Annotated in this window: 15 protein-coding genes and 2 riboswitches; of the genes, 3 read left to right on the forward strand and 12 right to left on the reverse strand. The window is 28.8% G+C overall.

Translation table 11 applies throughout. The annotated features are described in order from the left end of the window. Positions 1-84 precede the first annotated feature (84 nt). Entirely contained in the window at positions 85-1,461 is a 1,377-nt protein-coding gene (locus Q1J78_RS07215; protein WP_300276508.1) for an NCS2 family permease, read from the reverse strand. Between the two features lie 64 nt (positions 1,462-1,525). Next, a riboswitch (purine riboswitch) is annotated at positions 1,526-1,626 on the reverse strand. A gap of 321 nt (positions 1,627-1,947) precedes the next feature. On the opposite strand from Q1J78_RS07215, the gene Q1J78_RS07220 reads away from it, so the two are divergent. Continuing rightward, a complete protein-coding gene (locus Q1J78_RS07220) occupies positions 1,948-3,735 on the forward strand; it encodes an aminopeptidase P family N-terminal domain-containing protein (protein WP_300276510.1) in 1,788 nt (595 codons plus the stop codon). Positions 3,736-4,172: 437 nt separating this feature from the next. Beyond that, positions 4,173-6,932, forward strand: a complete 2,760-nt coding sequence (locus Q1J78_RS07225; protein WP_300276512.1) for a YhgE/Pip family protein — start codon at positions 4,173-4,175, stop codon at positions 6,930-6,932. A 207-nt stretch (positions 6,933-7,139) separates the two neighbouring features. Here Q1J78_RS07225 and Q1J78_RS07230 read toward each other — a convergent pair whose 3' ends face one another. From Q1J78_RS07230 to Q1J78_RS07280, 11 genes are all read right to left on the reverse strand, one after another. Further along, on the reverse strand, positions 7,140-7,781 hold the full coding sequence (locus tag Q1J78_RS07230) for an ABC-2 transporter permease (RefSeq protein WP_300276514.1): 642 nt from the start codon (positions 7,779-7,781) through the stop codon (positions 7,140-7,142). 4 nt (positions 7,782-7,785) lie between these two features. After that, positions 7,786-8,637, reverse strand: coding sequence for an ABC transporter ATP-binding protein (locus Q1J78_RS07235; protein ID WP_300276516.1), 852 nt, complete (start codon positions 8,635-8,637; stop codon positions 7,786-7,788). 4 nt (positions 8,638-8,641) lie between these two features. Beyond that, positions 8,642-9,016 (reverse strand): GntR family transcriptional regulator, encoded by a 375-nt coding sequence (locus Q1J78_RS07240; protein WP_300276518.1) that lies wholly within the window; start codon positions 9,014-9,016, stop codon positions 8,642-8,644. Positions 9,017-9,280: 264 nt separating this feature from the next. After that, positions 9,281-9,604 carry a Spx/MgsR family RNA polymerase-binding regulatory protein gene (locus tag Q1J78_RS07245; RefSeq protein ID WP_330683223.1) on the reverse strand — a complete coding sequence of 108 codons (324 nt, stop codon included), beginning with the start codon at positions 9,602-9,604 and terminating at the stop codon, positions 9,281-9,283. 144 nt (positions 9,605-9,748) lie between these two features. Then, on the reverse strand, positions 9,749-10,369 hold the full coding sequence (locus Q1J78_RS07250) for a thiamine phosphate synthase (RefSeq protein WP_300276522.1): 621 nt from the start codon (positions 10,367-10,369) through the stop codon (positions 9,749-9,751). 64 nt (positions 10,370-10,433) lie between these two features. After that, positions 10,434-11,561, reverse strand: coding sequence for a 2-iminoacetate synthase ThiH (thiH, locus tag Q1J78_RS07255; RefSeq protein ID WP_300276524.1), 1,128 nt, complete (start codon positions 11,559-11,561; stop codon positions 10,434-10,436). Between the two features lie 27 nt (positions 11,562-11,588). Then, complete coding sequence (locus Q1J78_RS07260; RefSeq protein WP_300276526.1) at positions 11,589-12,371, reverse strand: thiazole synthase; 783 nt, start codon at positions 12,369-12,371, stop codon at positions 11,589-11,591. Positions 12,372-12,391: 20 nt separating this feature from the next. Further along, positions 12,392-13,186, reverse strand: a complete 795-nt coding sequence (thiF, locus tag Q1J78_RS07265; RefSeq protein ID WP_300276528.1) for a sulfur carrier protein ThiS adenylyltransferase ThiF — start codon at positions 13,184-13,186, stop codon at positions 12,392-12,394. 4 nt (positions 13,187-13,190) lie between these two features. After that, complete coding sequence (gene thiS / locus Q1J78_RS07270; protein ID WP_300276530.1) at positions 13,191-13,385, reverse strand: sulfur carrier protein ThiS; 195 nt, start codon at positions 13,383-13,385, stop codon at positions 13,191-13,193. Positions 13,386-13,511: 126 nt separating this feature from the next. After that, positions 13,512-14,819, reverse strand: coding sequence for a phosphomethylpyrimidine synthase ThiC (gene thiC, locus Q1J78_RS07275; protein WP_300276532.1), 1,308 nt, complete (start codon positions 14,817-14,819; stop codon positions 13,512-13,514). A gap of 164 nt (positions 14,820-14,983) precedes the next feature. Then, a riboswitch (TPP riboswitch) is annotated at positions 14,984-15,097 on the reverse strand. A 124-nt stretch (positions 15,098-15,221) separates the two neighbouring features. Beyond that, complete coding sequence (locus tag Q1J78_RS07280; protein ID WP_300276534.1) at positions 15,222-16,655, reverse strand: alanine/glycine:cation symporter family protein; 1,434 nt, start codon at positions 16,653-16,655, stop codon at positions 15,222-15,224. A 446-nt stretch (positions 16,656-17,101) separates the two neighbouring features. Between Q1J78_RS07280 and Q1J78_RS07285 the strand changes: the two genes are divergently transcribed. Next, entirely contained in the window at positions 17,102-18,367 is a 1,266-nt protein-coding gene (locus tag Q1J78_RS07285) for an ArsB/NhaD family transporter (protein WP_300276536.1), read from the forward strand. Positions 18,368-18,381: the final 14 nt, after the last annotated feature.

The raw sequence follows: 18,381 nt of genomic DNA on the forward strand, positions 1-18,381 counted from the left end.
TTCAAATTTGTACATTATTTTTATTTTTTTTCACAAAAAAGGACGAGATAAATCTCGTCCTTGATTTTTTATACTGATTTTTTATTACATGTATATTAATTTAAGTGCAAATAATATAGCTAGTATTATTATTACTACAGATATTTTCTTTCTATCTTCTTTTTTAGCTATTAAGTTATAAACTACATTTACTAAAACATAAGATAAAACACCTAAAGTTAATCCATCACCTATACTATATGTTAAAGGCATTCCTGCTATTGTTATGAATGCTGGTAAACCTTCTGTTATGTTGCTGAAATCTATTTCAACTATTGAAGATAACATTAAGTATCCAACATATATTAATGCAGGAGCTGTTGCACAACTTGGTATAGCTATGAATATTGGAGAGAAGAACATTGCTATAAAGAATAATATACCTACTGTTATAGCTGTCCATCCAGTTCTTCCGCCTTCCATAACACCAGTTGAACTTTCAACGAATGTAGTAACTGTTGATACACCCATTAAAGAACCTGCTGTTGTAGCTATTGAGTCTGCTAATAAAGCTCTTCCTGCGTTAGGAACATTTCCATCTTCATCTAACATTCCTGCTTTTGAAGATACACCTACTAATGTACCAACTGTATCAAAGAAGTCAACAAATAAGAATGTACATACTATTCCTATAAATCCTCTTATATTTTTAGGATCAAATATATATCCGAAATCTACTTTTCCTGCTATTGGTGCCATGCTTTCAAATTTGAATACTCCTGAAGGAAGGTATATTCCTAATTCCTGTGCATGAGCTGGATTTATCATAGCATATCCCCATGCTAAAAGTGAACTTACTACTATACCAATAAGTATAGCTCCTTTCATTCCTCTTTTATCAAGCACTGCTATTAAAACTAAACCTATGCAAGCTATTATAGCTGTTGGAGTAAATTCTCCTAAAGCAACTAATGTTGCATCATTAGAAACTACTATTCCACTTCCTACTAATCCTATTAAAGCTATGAATAAACCTATACCTCCTGTAACCGCTAATTTCATATTAACTGGTATAGAATTTACTACTGCTTCTCTAACTTTAAATAAAGTTAGTATTATAAATATGATACCTTCTGCAAATACTGCTGTTAAAGCCACTTCCCAAGGAACTTTCTGTCCGATAACTACAGTAAAAGCGAAAAATGCATTTAATCCCATTCCTGATGCTAAACCAAATGGTAAATCTGCTAAAAGCCCCATCATTAAACATCCAAATGCTGCTGATAAGCAAGTTGCTGTAACTAATGCCCCTGCTGGCATTCCTGTAGCTGATAATATATTAGGGTTAACAGCTATTATATACGCCATTGTTAAGAATGTAGTAATACCAGCTAATATCTCCTTTTTCATATCTACAGGTCTGTTACTGAAAAGTGGAAATAATTTTTGTAAAGAACTATTTCCTTGTCCCGTTGTCTTCATTATAAACAACACCTCCTATTAAATTTTTAAAACGATTCGCCTCTGCTTTTCGTTGTATAATCTGGAGTACTTAATTCAGTATCATAGGCAGCCATATTACGGTGGCTGGTAGAGACTTTTGACCCATATTGTCAAAATTATATGATTACAATGATTAATATATCCAATTTCATCTATTCTTCATTATGTTATTTTATTTTATTTTTTTATTTTTGTCAATATTATTCGTCCCTTTTAAAAATGTTTTTATTGATTTTATTAATTAATATTCACATTACTTAAAAAATAGTTCTTGTAAAGGAATATTTTAAGAGTTTTTTCACATTCATTTTTTACAATAATCTAAATTTTTATAATTATGTGTTTATTTATTTTGGAAAAACTTTGTTTAAAATTTATTTATTTTTGAAAAACAGTTTATCACTTTAAAAAAATATGTGTTATAATTGTCATTAGGGAAACTTTTTCTTAAGGAGGATTTTTATAATGAAAATATCAGAAAGAATAGCAGAACTTCGTGTTCTAATGAAAGAAAAAAATATTGATGCTTATGTTGTTCCTACAGCAGACTTCCATCAGAGTGAATATGTTGGAGAACATTTCAAAGCTAGAAAATTTATAACAGGATTCTCAGGTAGTGCTGGTACTGCTGTAATAACAGCTGATGAAGCTTATTTATGGACAGATGGTAGATACTTTATACAGGCAGCTCAGCAAATAGAAGGAACAGGTGTTGAACTAATGAAAATGGGTGAACCTGGAGTTCCTACAATAAATGAATACTTAGCTAATAAACTTCCTGAAAACGGTATTTTAGGATTTGATGGTAGAGTTATAGCTATGGGTGAAGGTGAAGGATACGAAAATATAGTTAAATCTAAAAATGGTTCTATAGTTTATGAATATGATTTAATAGATCAAATATGGAAAGATAGACCTTCACTTTCTGAAAAACCAGTTTTTGAACTAGGTGTTGAATATGCTGGAGAAACTGTTGAATCTAAATTAACAAGAATAAGAGAAGAAATGAAAAAATGTGGAGCTACTGTTCATATACTTACTACATTAGATGATATATGTTGGACTTTAAATATGCGTGGAGATGATATAGACTTCTTCCCACTTGTATTATCTTATGCTGTTATAACTATGGATAAAGTTATACTATATATAAATGAAATAAAATTATCTGAAGAAACTAAAGCTAATTTTGCTAAAGATGGTATAGAATTAAGACCTTATAACGATATATATGAAGATGTTAAATCTATAGATAAAAATGAAGTTTTATTAATAGACCCAACAAAATTAAATTACTCTTTATTCAATAATCTTCCTTCAGAAGCTAAAAAAGTAGCTGCTAGTAATCCAGAAATAATATTTAAAGCTATGAAAAATGAAACTGAAATAGAAAATATCAAAAAAGCTCAGATAAAAGATTCAGTTGCTCATGTTAGATTCATGAAATGGGTTAAAGAAAATGTAAATAAAGAAGTTATAACAGAAATGAGTGCATCTGATAAACTTGATGAATTCAGAAAAGAAATGGGTAACTTCATAAGACCAAGTTTTGAACCAATAAGTTCTTATGGACCACATGCTGCTATGTGTCACTATACTTCTTCTCCAGAAACTGATGTTCAGTTAAAAGAAGGAGATATATTCTTAACAGATACAGGTGCTGGATTCTGGGAAGGTTCAACTGATATAACTAGAACTTATGCTTTAGGTGAAATACCTGCAAAAACAAAAGAATATTTCACTTTAGTTGCAATAAGTAACCTTCATTTAGGAGAAGCTAGATTCCTTCATGGAACAACAGGAATGGTTCTTGATATATTAGCTAGAAAACCATTCTGGGATAGAGACCTTAACTTTAATCATGGTACTGGACATGGTGTTGGATACCTTCTTAACATACATGAAGGACCTGCTGGATTCAGATGGACTTTCAGACCTCATGAAACTCATACATTAGAAAAAGGTATGATAATAACTAATGAACCTGGTATATACTTTGAAGGTGAATTTGGTATAAGATTAGAAAATGAATTATTATGCTGTGAAGGTACTAAAAATGAATACGGACAGTTTATGCATTTTGAAGCAATAACATTTGTTCCATTTGACCTTGATGCTATAGATACTTCTATAATGACAGAACATGACAAAGAACTTCTTAATAATTATCATAAAGAAGTATTTGAAAAAGTTTCTCCATACCTTAATGATGAAGAAAAATCTTGGTTAGAAAAATATACTAGAGCTATATAATAGATAAATTCATTAATAGATTTGATAAAAATAACTTTAAAAAGCTGAACATTTTTCTGTTCAGCTTTTTTTTATATACTTATATCATATTTTTACTTCATGTTAAATTCACTTTAAATTCATTTTATATTTTTGTTAGGCATACCCTAAACACCTTTAAATCAAGCCATTTATTTTTAATTCGAAATTATCTTTATCCCTTATAATTACTATTTTATTTTTGATAATAATAATCAATAGAATTGTTGTATATATTGAAATTAAAGCATTTTGTCACTTTTTAAGTTTTGCCCAATTCATATTCTATTCACTCTTTCTTCGTTTGACTTTTATAGTCAATAATCATAACATATACTTATGTGTAATAATAACATTCATTTATATATTTTAAACTATAATGAATTAATAACAACTTAATACAAGGAGGATGATTACAGGTGTTTAAAGAAGAATGGAAATCAATCTTCAAAAACAAATTCCTAATAGTTGTACTTATAGCTATTGCTTTTATACCAGCTTTGTACAACATAATATTTTTAAGTTCGATGTGGGATCCATATGGTGCAGTGGATAAACTTCCAGTTGCCATTGTAAACCACGACAAACCGGTAAAATATGAAGGAAGAACTTTAAAAGTTGGTGACGAACTTGTAGATAATCTTAAAGAAGATAAAAGTATGGATTTTCACTTTGTATCTCAAGAAGATGCTGATAAAGGCATAAACGATGGTGAATACTACATGGTTGTCTCAATACCTGAAAATTTCTCTAAAAATGCATCTACTCTTATATCTGATAATCCAAAAAAAGTAACTATAGATTATCAAACAACAGAAGGAAGAAACTTTATAGCTTCTAAAATGTCTAAAACTGCTGTAACAGAGATGAAAGATCAGCTATCATCTCAAATAACAGATATGTACGTTACAGCTGCTCTTGAACAATTTGAAAAGGTTGGAGATGGAATGACTACAGCTTCTGATGGAAGTCAGAAATTAAAAGATGGTTCTATCAAAATTATAGAAGGTAATAAAACTATAAATACTAACCTAAATAAATTAGCTAAAAGTTCACTTACTTTTGCCAATGGTGCGGAAACATTATCAGTTGGACTTGATCAATATGTAGCTGGTGCTCTTGAATTAAATAACGGTGCTCATCAGCTTAACAATGGGATACAATCTTTAGCTGAAAAAGTGCCAGCTTTAGCCAATGGTGTAAAAGCTCTTTCTGAAGGAGCTACAAAATTAGGTAATGGTGTTATGCAGTTTGTATCTGGAATAACTCAAGTTGATAATGGTGCAAAACAGTTAAATTCTGGTTTGAATCAATTAGATGAAAAAACTACTGCTCTTCCTCAGCAAACTGAAGCTTTAAATCAAGGTGCTCAACAACTTGCATCAGGACTTCAAAATGCTGGTTCTTTAACAGAAAATAATAGAGTTGGTATGGTTAGTTATGTAAATAGTGTGCAAACTTATCTTGGAGAAGTTAGTTCCGCTTTAGATAAATTACCTTCAAATAAACCTAATGGTTCATCTAATAATATAGCTGAAATTAAAACTTCTTTAGAATCAATTGGAAAAGATTTAGCTATTATAAAAAATGGCCTTTCTAATTCTTCTGGTTCTTCATCTTCAGGAGCATCTTCTGAAGATATAAAATCTGCATATTATTCTGATACAGAGTCTCATGCAGAAGCTGCCATATCTGCTTTAGAAGGTAGTGGAGTTGAACTTACTGATTCTCAAAGATCTGCTGTTAGATCTGCTGTTAAAAATAGTGGTGGTGAAACAGTTTCTGAAGCAAGTAATATATCTTCTACTTCAGGTGGTGGAAGTGTTGATTCTTCAGTTGTAAGTGCACTTGAAGATGCTCAAAAAAACTTAAGTTCAGTTAGTAATGGTTTAACTGCTTTAAGTGGTGGTGCTACTGCTTTACCAGATTTATCAAAATTAAAAGAAGCTACTAAAAGTTTACAAGCTCGGAGTATTAAAGCCACTCCTGGAATAATTAATTCAGTAAACGGACTTTATGCTATAGGTTCTTCTGCTGCTCCTGGTTCTGCTGCTCTTGCATCTGGAACTAAACAGCTTTCAGATAATATGCCTATGCTTTCTCAGTCTATAAAAGCTTTAGCAGATGGAAGTAACAAATTATCTGCTGGTACTTCTCAATTAGCCGCAAGTGCTCCTATTTTAAATGCGGGTGCACAGCAAGTTGCCGCTGGTGGAGAAAAACTTTCTGAAAATGTTCCTGTTTTAACTGCTGGTATTTCAAGACTTTCTAGTGGTTCTGCTGCTTTAGCGGGAGGTACTTCTCAGTTAGCTGCAAACGGACCTAAACTTACTGGTGGTGCTGGAAAACTTAAAGAAGGTGCTTTATTAATATCTTCTGGTAGTGGTAAATTAGCTGCTGGAAGTAATAAACTTTCTGATGCACTTAATCAAGTTAGAGATGGATTAACAACTCTTACAGATTCATTAAAATCAGGTGCAGAAAAAATAAAAGATACTAATACTAGTGATACTGCTGCAAATGCAATTGCTAGACCTGTAAAAACTAGTCATGTAGATAAAGATAAAGTTCCTAATAATGGTACTGCTATGGCTCCATATATGCTTTCAGTTGCATTATTCATAGCCCCTATAACTCTTAATATGCTTTACGATGCCTTTAATCCAAAGAAAAGACCATCTTCTGGTATAGCTTGGTGGGCAAGTAAAATGTCTGTTATGGGTCTTGTTGCTATAGTAGCAGCTTCAATAGTGTTCTTTGCTCTTACAGGATTACTTGGATTAAAACCTCTTTATCCTGCAAAAACATTAGCATTCTTAATGCTAATTTCATTGACATTTATGTCATTTGTAACGCTATTCAATTTATTATTAGGAAAAATCGGAGCATTCTTAATGTTAATATTCATGATATTACAGCTAGGAGGTTCTGCTGGTACTTATGCAATACAACTTTCTAATAAGTTCTTTATTGCAATAAGTCCTTATTTACCTATGACTTATACTGTAAGTGGTTTAAGACAATTAATCTCTATTAGAGGTGATGTAACAACTCAAGTTGCAGTTTTAACAGGTGTATTAGTCGTTACAAACTTACTTATGATTTTATTCTTCCATATGAAGACTAAAACATATCCAGATAAAATATTTGATAAAAATATTATAGCTGACGAAAAATAAAATAAAATTAAATATAATAAGATAGATGATTTAGAGAAAAAAAGAGGCTAAAAATTTTAGCCTCTTTTTTATTTTATAATTTTTATAAATTTTAAACATTTTCTCTATTATCTCTGTTTATATAAGTTTTATACTATTTATTCTCTATTATATTTGTATTATTTTATAATTTTAAAGACTTTCCTATACCATACATTCTTTAAAATCCTATATACTTTCTTTTCTATTATATACAATATAAGAAATATTGTAAGATACTAAAATTATAATAAATGATATTAGAATCATACTAAAGCTAAAAGATTTTATATATGTTCCAGTAAAATTTACTATATCTTCAATTGCAGTTGAAACACTTATAGGAATCATAAATCCTATTAAAGAAATTATTCTGCTTTTTATACCGTCAAAAGCCAAATTAGCCGGTATTATTATCGCCATCGAAAAAACAGTACTTAAAATTCCTACACTCGCCAATTCTAGCATATATCTAAATTCAAAAAAATTTATTGAAAATCTACTTTTTATAAGATGAACTAAAAAATAAAGAGATACTCCTACAATAACACCTATAATTCCAAGTAAGTATCTTGATTTTACAAAATCTTTTTTATTTATAGGTATATATGAAATTAAAATATCAATGTCACTTAAATTTTCATAAGCCATTATCATATAAGTAAATATGTATCCCATTATATTTATTAACATAACAAAATATATAGATTCACTTTCTCCATCTGATAATAAGGCTGCGACTACTATAAAACCTATAGCCCATATCATCATTTTCTTAATAGAATTTAAATTGTACAAACTCATTTTAGTTAATTTCAATATATTTTTCATAAATTTACCTCCTGATATAGAATTTTAATAAGTCTTCTATTTTTGGTCTTGAATATGTAGCTTCCTCACCCATTAATTCAAATACTGATTCACAATCATTTGTTAAACCCTCAAAACCAAATTTATTTTCATCTATACTTATAAAATATTTTCTTGTTTCATTATCGAGAAGTTCTAGTCTTCCCTTTACGATCTTATGAGAATCTATGATATCATCTCTGTATCCTTTTAAAAATATTTTCCCATCTTCTATAAACGCTATACTATCACATACATTTTCTAAATCTGAAGTAATATGAGTTGAATAAAATACTGTCATTTCATATTTTTCCATAATATTCTGAATTATTTCTATAAATTCATCTCTCACAACAGGATCTAAATTTGATGTAGGTTCATCCATTATTAAAATTTCGGGTTTATGAGATAATGCCATAGTTATATCAAATTTTCTCTGCTGTCCTTTAGAACAATCTTTATATACTTTGGACTCATCTAATTCAAATTTTTTTATTAAGTTATTATAAAGTTCTTCGTCCCAATTTTTATAAAAAAGAGATATGCTATTTTTTATATCTTTCAATCTTGATTCCTTCATAAAACCAGACTTATCACCAATATATCCTATTTTTTCTTTTATATTTAGTTCTTTTCCAGTATACTCTTTTCCAAGTATTTTTATATTACCACTATCTCTTCTTAAAAAATTCATTATCAAATTTATTGTAGTACTCTTACCTGCTCCGTTTTTACCTACAAATCCAGTTATAATTCCTTTTTCTATTTCAAAATTATCTATATCTAATTTAAAATCACCTAACTTTTTTATCAATCCATTTATTTCTATAGCATTCATAAATCTACACCTCCTCATAAATACTCTTAAATATTTCTAAACTTTCATCAAAAGAAATTCCAATTGATTTCATTTGCCTTATCGTATCTTCTAATTTATTTTCTATATCATACATGGCAATTTCTTTCATTCTCTCTTTATTTTTATTAGATACAAAAGTTCCTTTTCCTTGTACTGTTTCTAAAAAGCCTTCTTTTTCTAATTCTTCATAAGCTCTTTTTGTTGTAATTATACTTACTTTTATCTCTTTTGCTAGATTTCTTATAGAAGGTAACATTTCTCCAGGCTTTATATCTCCAGCTAGAATTTGAGATTTTATTTGGCTTTGTATCTGCTCATACAAAGATAATTTTGATTTATCATCTATTATTATATTCAATATAATCCTCCTAACCGATAACAATTGTATATATACTGTATATATTGTTTATATACACATAATAACACCTTTTAATTTTACTGTCAACTGTATATATTGTATATTTACAGTTTGTGTTGAATTTAATTTTTAAATAATAATTTTCATAAAATTCTTAAGTACTAAAATATATTTAAAATTGCAATAATTTGAAATTTTATAAATAAAAAAAGCTATTATACTAATTTTATAGTAATAATAGCTTTATATATTATTGGGGGTAATTTATTTGCTAATTAATGCTTCTTTCCAAGCTTCTTCTTTAAAACCGATAAGTACTATTTTACCTGCATCAAATATAGGTCTTTTTATAAGCATACCATCTGATGAAAGTATATCAAGAAGTTTATCATCTGATTCGACTTTTACAACATCTTTTAAATTTAATTCTCTATATTTTTTTCCGCTACTATTAAAGAATTTTTTTATCTCAAGACCACTTCTTTTGTACATATCTTCTATTTCTTCTTTTGTAGGTGTTTCCTTAACAACATCTACTTCTTCAAATTCTATATTATTTTCTAATAGCCAAGCCTTGGCTTTTTTCACTGTAGATCATCTAGAATATCCATATAATTTCATAATAATTTTCCTCCACACAAATACTTTTTGTATAAAATATAAATGGTATTTATTTTAATATTTATATTTTATATCTACCCAAATGAATTATATATTAAACAGATAATTATTTTAATATATTTTCATTTCATCTATTGTTTCTTTTATATTATTACTTTTCATAATTAAAGACATAACTGCAAAATCATCAGCATATTTTAATACTTCTGAAACATTTTTTGAATCAATTCCTCCGAGAGCTACTCTCTTGACCTTTGTTAAATTTCCGCTATTTTTCAAAATATCAAGACCCTTTGGTTTTAATCCTTTTTTGCATTTTGTTTCATATATATGTGAAAGAGTAATATATGAAATTTTTATTCCTTTATTTTTACAAATTTCTTCCATCTCAACTACTTCTTCCGTACTGTGTAGAGAAAGTCCTATTTGCTTTTTTTCATCAAATTTATAACCTTCTTTTAATTTTTCCTTAAATAGCCAATATGGTAGATGTATTCCATCACAGTCTGTTTTTTCATAGGCCTTCATTTTACTATTTATCAAAATTGAAGTCCTTTTTCTAATATTTTTAGGTAGAGATTTTGATATTTTTTCATATATAATCTCTACTTCTTCATCTGATAAATCTTTTTCTCTTATTATTATATTTTCTACTCCACAAAGACAAGCTTCTTTTATTCTTTCAAAATACTCTTCTTTGTCGCATAGATTTCTATTCGTAATTAAATACAAATTATCACTACCTCAAATTTTTAATATATATCTTTATAAAACAAATATATTTTTTATAAATTGATTATTTTTGACTTCTTGCTGTATAGTCAAATCTTTCCCAATCTTTAAATACATGTTGGTATCCTATTTCTTTAAGCATTTTTGTTACTTCTTCAACTTCACAATCGTGATTTGGTTCAAATTGAGCTGTGTCATGTTCATCTTGAGAGTGTCCACCTACATCTGTTGATACACCTGCACTCAATTTTGTAACTCCAAATGGTATTATATGTCTTCTTGTTTCTAAACTTTCTCTAGTAGATACATTAAGCCCTGCATGAGGATCAAATAATCTCATAACTAACATGGCTTGAACCATATTTGTATCATTTACTTCCATTATACCTTCAAAACAACCTTTAAATGGTCTTATTCTAGGTGCAGAATAAGATAATTCAATATAAGGATAATTATTTTTTAGATACTCTCCATGAAGAATTGTAAAGAACGCATCACTTCTCCATTTATAAAGACCTAATAGTGCTCCTAATGTAAGAGTTCTCATACCAGCTTTTGCTCCTCTTTCAGGTGCATCAAGTCTGAATTTATAATTAGCTTTTGGACCTTTTATATGTACCTTTTTATACATTTCTTCATTATAAGTTTCTTGATATACAGTAAGACCTTCTGCACCATTTTTTACTAAATGCTTATACCCTTCAACATCCATAGGATATACTTCTATTCCTATTGAAGGGAAATATTTAGTAGCACATTTTACAGCTTCTCCTATATATTCAATACTTGATTTTGTCTCACTTTCACCAGTAAGAACTAATATATGTTTGAATCCTTGTTTAGCTATAGCTTGACATTCTTTATCTATTTCTTCTAAATTTAATTTTTTTCTTTTTATTCCACTGTGACAATTATATCCACAATATACGCAATGATTTTCACAATAATTAGCTATATACATAGGTGTATATAAAGTTAATGATCTCCCAAAGTTTTGTATACTTATTCTATGTGCTTTTTGTGCCATTGCTTCTAAATGTTTTTCTGCTGTTGGAGATAAAAGATTTAAAACATCTTTATGATCTAATTTATCTTTTTCTAAACTTCTTAATACATCATAATCAGTTACATTTTCCCAATATTTATCAAAATCAAAATCTCTATATTGTTCTATTACTTCATAGAAACTCATTATTATCGCCTGCTTTCTTTTTTGTTACTATTTATTTAAATTTCCTAAAAATCCTGTTAATGGTGAAGACGCATTTGCAAATTCAGATACTGCTCCTGTTTTAGCTAAGTAAGCAGCTCTACCACCTTCAACCGCTAATTTAAAAGCTCTAGCCATTTCAACTGGATCTCCTGCAGATGCTATAGCAGTATTTACTAAAACTGCTGCTGCTCCCATTTCCATAGCTTCCATAGCTTGAGATGGTTTTCCTATACCAGCGTCAACTATTATTGGTATATCTAATTCTTCTATCATTATTTTTATCATTTCTTTCATCTGTAATCCTCTATTTGAGCCTATTGGTGCTCCTAGTGGCATAACTGCTGCTGCTCCAGCTTCTATTAATCTTCTTCCTGCATAAAGATCTGGTGTCATATATGGTAAAACAACAAATCCTTCATCAGCTAAAACTTTTGTAGCTTTTATAGTTTCTTCATTATCTGGAAGTAAGTATCTCATATCTGATATTATTTCTATTTTAATAAAATCTCCACATCCCATTTTTCTTGAAATTCTAGCAATTCTAATAGCTTCTTCTGCATTTGTAGCACCTGAAGTATTTGGTAATATTGTCATATTTTTAGGTATGTATGTAAGTATATTTTCTTCTTTATTTCTTTCATCTAAATCTACTCTTCTTAGTGCCATTGTTATTATTTCACTTTTACTAGATTCTATAACTTTAGGTAATATATCATTTGAACCATATTTTCCTGTTCCTATTAATAGTCTGCTATCAAATTCATGTCCTTTTAGTACTAATTTATCCATTTTTTTCACCTCAATTGAAATTATTCACCATCTACTAGTATTTGTATCACTTTATTTGCCATATGATTTGCACAAATTGAAACTCTAGGAGCCATAAGACCATCTCCTTCTTTAGCTTCATTTATAAAATCTCCACAAATATAAAATTTATCTCTTAATTTTTTCGTTTGTATTATATTTGAATCATAATATCCTGCCATTCCAGAAGATGCAACTAAATATTTATCTTTCATATGAATAAGTACATAATTACTTATTTCAGCTTTGCATTTTGGATTATCAAATGCTTCCACAATAATATCCGCATCAGAAAATAAATTCATATTTTCTTTACTTATCCTATCATTTATTATTTTTATTTCAACAAAAGGATTTATCATTTTTATATTATCCGCTGTTGCTGACGTTTTCAATTTTCCTATGTCATTTATAAAATAATTCTGTCTATTTAAATTAGATGGTTCAACTACATCAAAATCTGCTAAGATAAGTTTTCCAACTCCAACTCTAGCAAGGGAACTTGCTATATTAGAGCCAAGTCCCCCCAAACCTAGAATTGCAACTGTTCCTTTTTTCAATCGTTCATGTACTTTAGGTGTATGTCTAGCTGTTAAAAGAGTTTCAAACTCATCAATAGTTGGTTTTCTACCTCTTTTTATAAGTACAACTCTATCATTTTCTTGCAAAATTTTATCTTCAATTTGAAATCCATTTACAATTATTACATCACTTTCACTGTCAAATTTATCTCTTAATTCTTTGGCAGTAATTTCTTTTATGACGGATATTTTCTTTTCGTTTAAAAAAATATCCATTCTTTTATCCGCCTCCAACAAAAGCTATAAGTTCAACCATTGCTTCTTTATCCGGTATATATGTGTCATACTCAGATTCATCTATTATATTCATATCTATCTCAACAACTACTTTATTTCTGTCTATTTTGTAATTTTCAAGTATTTGTGCAACAGTAGTACCTTCTTTAAATTCTACTTCTTTACCATTTACTTTCATAATGCACCTCCTAACTACTTTAAATTGATAAAACTTTAAATTATTTTCTTCAAATAATTGTTTTTACATTAATCATGTTCAATTTTATTTATAGTAATTAGTTTATTTTGACTTAAGATATAATTATTAATCAAATACTAAATCTACTTCTTCACCTGCAAATATTTTATTAACTGTTCTAAGTGCACACATTTTTCCACACATAGTACAACTATCTTCATGTTCTGGCTTAGATGAGTCTCTATATTTTCTTGGTTTTTCAGGGTCTAGTGCAAGTTCAAACATTGTAGGCCAATCTAAATCTGCTCTAGCTTTAGACATTGCATTATCCCATTCTCTAGCACCTTTTATACCTTTTGCAATATCACCTGCATGTGCTGCTATTTTTGTAGCAACAATTCCTTCTTTCATATCATTTAAATCTGGTAATCTTAAATGTTCTGCTGGTGTTACATAACATAAGAAATCTACTCCTTTTGATGCAGCTAAAGCTCCACCTATAGCACTAGTTATATGGTCATATCCTGGTGCAACATCTGTAACTAATGGCCCAAGTACATAAAATGGTGCTTCATGACATAGTTTTTTCTCTAACATAACATTAGCTTCTATTTCATTTATAGCCATATGTCCAGGACCTTCTATCATTACTTGTACGTTTCTTTCCCATGCTCTTTTTGTAAGTTCGCCAAGATTTATAAGTTCTTGTATTTGTGCATAATCTGTTGCATCAGCTATTGAACCTGGTCTACAAGCATCTCCTAGACTTAATGTAACATCGTATTTTTCACATATATCAAGTATTTTATCAAAATTAGTAAGCATTGGATTTTCCTTATTATTCATATACATCCAACCAAATAATAAAGAACCTCCTCTTGATACTATATGAGTTAATCTTTTATCTTTTGCTATTCTATCTCCTATTTCTTTAGTAAGACCAGCGTGTATTGTCATAAAGTCTACACCATCTTTTGCATGCTGTTCTATTACTTGTAAAAATTGTTCTTCTGTTATTTTTACTAAAGCTGTTTCAGTAAATCCAACAGCATCATACATAGGAACTGAACCTATCATTGCTGGAGACATTTCAACAACTTTTTCTCTAAATTCTCTAGTTTTTCCATAATTACTAAGATCCATTATCGCTTCTGCTTTCATTTCTATAGCAGTTTTGACTTTTTCTAATTCTTTATCTATATCTTTACAGTCTCTTGATATACCAAGATTTACATTTATTTTTGTTCTTAATCCTTTTCCTATACCTTCTGCACTAAGAGATTTATGATTTTTATTAGCTGGAATAACAACTTTTCCTTCTGCTATTAACTCTCTTAATTCTTCTACATCCATCATTTCTTTTGCAGCAACAGTTTCCATTTCTTTCGTTATTATGCCTTTTTTAGCTGCATCAAGCTGTGTAGTATAATTCATATAGATACCTCCATTTTCTAGAAAGACTTTTCTTTCATTTAATAAACTTAAATTTAAAAATTCCAATAAAAAAAGTGCAACCCCTGAAGGAAAGCACTTTCATATTCTCTCTATTAACTTAGTATCCTAATTAATTATTATAATATAGATTACTTTTGTTTTTAAAAATTATATATCAGCTTCCCTTCGCAAGCATTATCTTGATCAGGTGTTTAGGGTTTGTAAGTTTTTGGCTTTCTCTCTCAGCTGACCATATTTCAGCGCCCCTAGCATTTTATTTATTATTAAATCTTTTTTAGTTAATTTCAGTATAGCACATTAATTTAGTTTATACAAACTTTTTATATTTATACCTTTTATCTTTTATAGATTTTAAGATATTTTAAATATAATATGTAATCACTATTTTTCTTTATGCCAGTATTCTACATTTTCAAGTCCATCTATTCCATCTACAAAAAACTTAGGATCTTTAATTCCAGATTTTTTCTGTTTTGTATAATCCTCTAAAGCTATATATGCAAATTTACCTAATTTTGCTATAACAATCATATTTATAATCGCCATTAATGCCATAAATAAATCTGCTAAATCCCATACAACTTGAAGTTTTGCAATTGAACCAAAAAATACCATTGCACAAACTAATATTCTATATACATTTAAAGCTGATTTTTTTTCTGTTATAAATTGTATATTTGATTCGCCATAGTAGTAATTTCCTACAATTGAACTAAAAGCAAATAAGAATATACAAATAGCAAGGAAAATTCCACCGATTGGGCCTATATGAGCAGTAAGTGCTTCTTGTGCTAAAGCTATACCTTCATTAGCACTTGAACCATATCCATTGTAAAGTAATACCATAAATGCTGTGCAAGAACAAATAATTATAGTATCAGTAAATACACCTAATGTCTGTATTAGACCTTGTTTTACTGGATGAGAAACTTCTGCTGTGGCAGCTGCATTAGGAGCAGAACCCATACCCGCTTCATTTGAAAATAATCCTCTTTTTACTCCTGTTAAAAGAACAGTCATAAATCCTGCACTTGTACCCATTATCATTTGTCTAGGTTTAAATGCACTTGATACTATATCAGTTATAAGCGCTGGAAATTTATCTATATTTATTAAAGTTATACCAATTGCTACTAGTATATACATACCTGCAAAAACTGGCACTATAACTTCTGAAACTTTTGCAATTCTATGTACTCCTCCAAATATTACTAATCCTGTAAGTATAGCTAATATAATACCAATAACCATGTGTTTCGTATTAAATACATTACTTAAAGCTAATGATAAAGTATTAGATTGTACTGAATTAAATACAAATCCGTAAGTTATGCTTATTAATATTGTAAATATTACTCCTAGCCATCTAAGATTTAATCCTTGTTCAATATAGTAAGCTGGGCCTCCTTTATATGCAGTTCCATTTTTCACTTTGTATATCTGTGCTAGCGTACTTTCAACAAAGCTAGATGCTGAACCGATCAAAGCCATCACCCACATCCAAAATATTGCACCAGGACCTCCTCCTGCTATAGCAAGTGCTATCCCAGCTATATTTCCTGTACCAACTCTTGAAGATGTACTTATACAGAAAGCTTGGAAAGATGAAACTTTCCCTTCTTTTTTAGCATTTTTATTTGCATCTCCATCTGTTAATAACCTAAACATCTCTTTAAAATATCTAAACTGTACAAAATTTGTTTTAATTGTGAAGTAAATTCCTAAAACAACTAACATAACAATTAAGATATAAGACCATAAATAATTATTTAATAATGTAACTGTAGAATAAAATAAATTAAATATAGATTTCATCATTTTCCTCCTTATTATATATTTTCTTTTTTTTATTATTATTAAAATTATAAACTTTTTCCAAATTTTAAAATAATTGAAAGAATAATATTTTTCTAAATCATTTATACTGATTATAAATGATTTTTTTATTATTTTCAATATTTTTTTGAATATTAAGTGTCTATTTAATTCATTTGTGTTATTTTTAAATAAATTGCACAATAACTTGTAAAGTATTCAAATATCAAAACATTGTTTCCTTATTTATTAAAGTTTTAACAGGAAATTACTTTCTTTGTTTAAAAAATATTTATTAATAAAATCTATTGAATTATCCTTTAAAAAGTACTATTATAGACACTGTTCTGTGATGTGCACAGAATACAAAATAGTTACTCAAAATAACTAGAAATTTTAACTTAATCATTTATTAATAAAATTTTATACACAGGAGGATTTATAATATGAATTTTCAACAAATACTTGCAATCCTTATCTTTGTATGTGTAATGGCTGCTATAATATCAGAAAAGATAAATAGAACGGTAGTTGCTCTATCTGGTGCTATTTTAATGATATTAACAGGTATACTTACATTTGATGCAGGACTTAAACATGTTGACTTTAATACAATTGGTGTTCTTATTGGTATGATGCTTTTCGTATCAGTAATAAAAAACTCTGGACTATTTGAGTACATAGCAATATGGACAGCAAAAAAAACTAAGGGTGATCCTTGGAAAATAATGGTTTATTTCATGATTGTAACAGCAGTTCTTTCAGCTGTTTTAGACAATGTTACAACAGTATTACTTATTGGTCCGATGACTATAGTTGTAACTCAACTTCTTGGAGTAAATCCAATACCATTCTTAATGACACAGATATTAGCTTCTAATATAGGTGGTACTGCTACACTTGTTGGGGATCCACCAAACATAATGATTGGTAGTGCCGCTGGACTTAGTTTCTTAGATTTCGTTGTACATTTAGGACCTGTAGTTGTTGTTATATTATTTGTAACTATAGTATGTTTTAAATTTATATACGGTAAAAAACTTATTGTATCTGATGAAGCAAAACAGAGTATAATGGAACTTGATGAAAAAAAATCAATACAAGATAAAGCTCTTCTTAAAAAAAGTATAGTAATGATATTATTTACATTAGTAGGATTTGTTTTCCATTCTAATTTAGGAATAGAATCTTGTGTTGTTGCAATAACAAGTGCTGTTATAATGCTTTTAATCGGTAAACAAGATGTAGATGATATATTTGCAAGTGTAGAATGGTCTACTATATTCTTCTTCGTTGGATTATTTATAGTTGTTGGAGGATTAGTGGAATCAGGAGTTATAGGCTCACTTGCTGAATTAATAATAAATGCTACTGAAGGTCATCTTGTAGCAACTACAATGATAATATTATGGTTATCAGCTATAATTTCATCATTCCTTGATAATATACCTTTTGTTGCAACTCTTATACCTTTAATACTTACTATGCAAGCTAATGGTATAGATGTAACTCCTCTTTGGTGGGCAACTTCTTTAGGTGCTTGTCTTGGTGGTAATGGTTCACTTATAGGAGCTTCAGCAAATGTTGTTCTTGCTGGTGTTAGTGAAAAACATGGACATCCTATATCTTTTGGATATTTCTTAAAAATAGGATTCCCTTTAATGATATTATCAGTTTTAATATCTACAGTATATCTTCTAATAGTATTCTAATAAATTAAAATATA

The organism is Peptacetobacter sp. (assembly GCF_029264495.1).
Lineage (GTDB): Bacteria > Bacillota > Clostridia > Peptostreptococcales > Peptostreptococcaceae > Peptacetobacter.

Coding starts and splice junctions, on each gene's coding strand:
- Q1J78_RS07260 (WP_300276526.1), bottom strand. CDS start 12,371: ATGGATAAATTAGTACTAAAAGGACATGAATTTGATAGCAGACTATTA.
- Q1J78_RS07235 (WP_300276516.1), bottom strand. CDS start 8,637: ATGAATGCTATAGAAATAAATGGATTGATAAAAAAGTTAGGTGATTTT.
- Q1J78_RS07285 (WP_300276536.1), top strand. CDS start 17,102: ATGAATTTTCAACAAATACTTGCAATCCTTATCTTTGTATGTGTAATG.
- Q1J78_RS07230 (WP_300276514.1), bottom strand. CDS start 7,781: ATGAAAAATATATTGAAATTAACTAAAATGAGTTTGTACAATTTAAAT.
- thiS (WP_300276530.1), bottom strand. CDS start 13,385: ATGAAAGTAAATGGTAAAGAAGTAGAATTTAAAGAAGGTACTACTGTT.
- Q1J78_RS07220 (WP_300276510.1), top strand. CDS start 1,948: ATGAAAATATCAGAAAGAATAGCAGAACTTCGTGTTCTAATGAAAGAA.
- thiC (WP_300276532.1), bottom strand. CDS start 14,819: ATGAATTATACTACACAGCTTGATGCAGCTAAAAAAGGCATAATAACG.
- thiF (WP_300276528.1), bottom strand. CDS start 13,186: ATGGATATTTTTTTAAACGAAAAGAAAATATCCGTCATAAAAGAAATT.
- Q1J78_RS07280 (WP_300276534.1), bottom strand. CDS start 16,655: ATGAAATCTATATTTAATTTATTTTATTCTACAGTTACATTATTAAAT.
- thiH (WP_300276524.1), bottom strand. CDS start 11,561: ATGAGTTTCTATGAAGTAATAGAACAATATAGAGATTTTGATTTTGAT.
- Q1J78_RS07215 (WP_300276508.1), bottom strand. CDS start 1,461: ATGAAGACAACGGGACAAGGAAATAGTTCTTTACAAAAATTATTTCCA.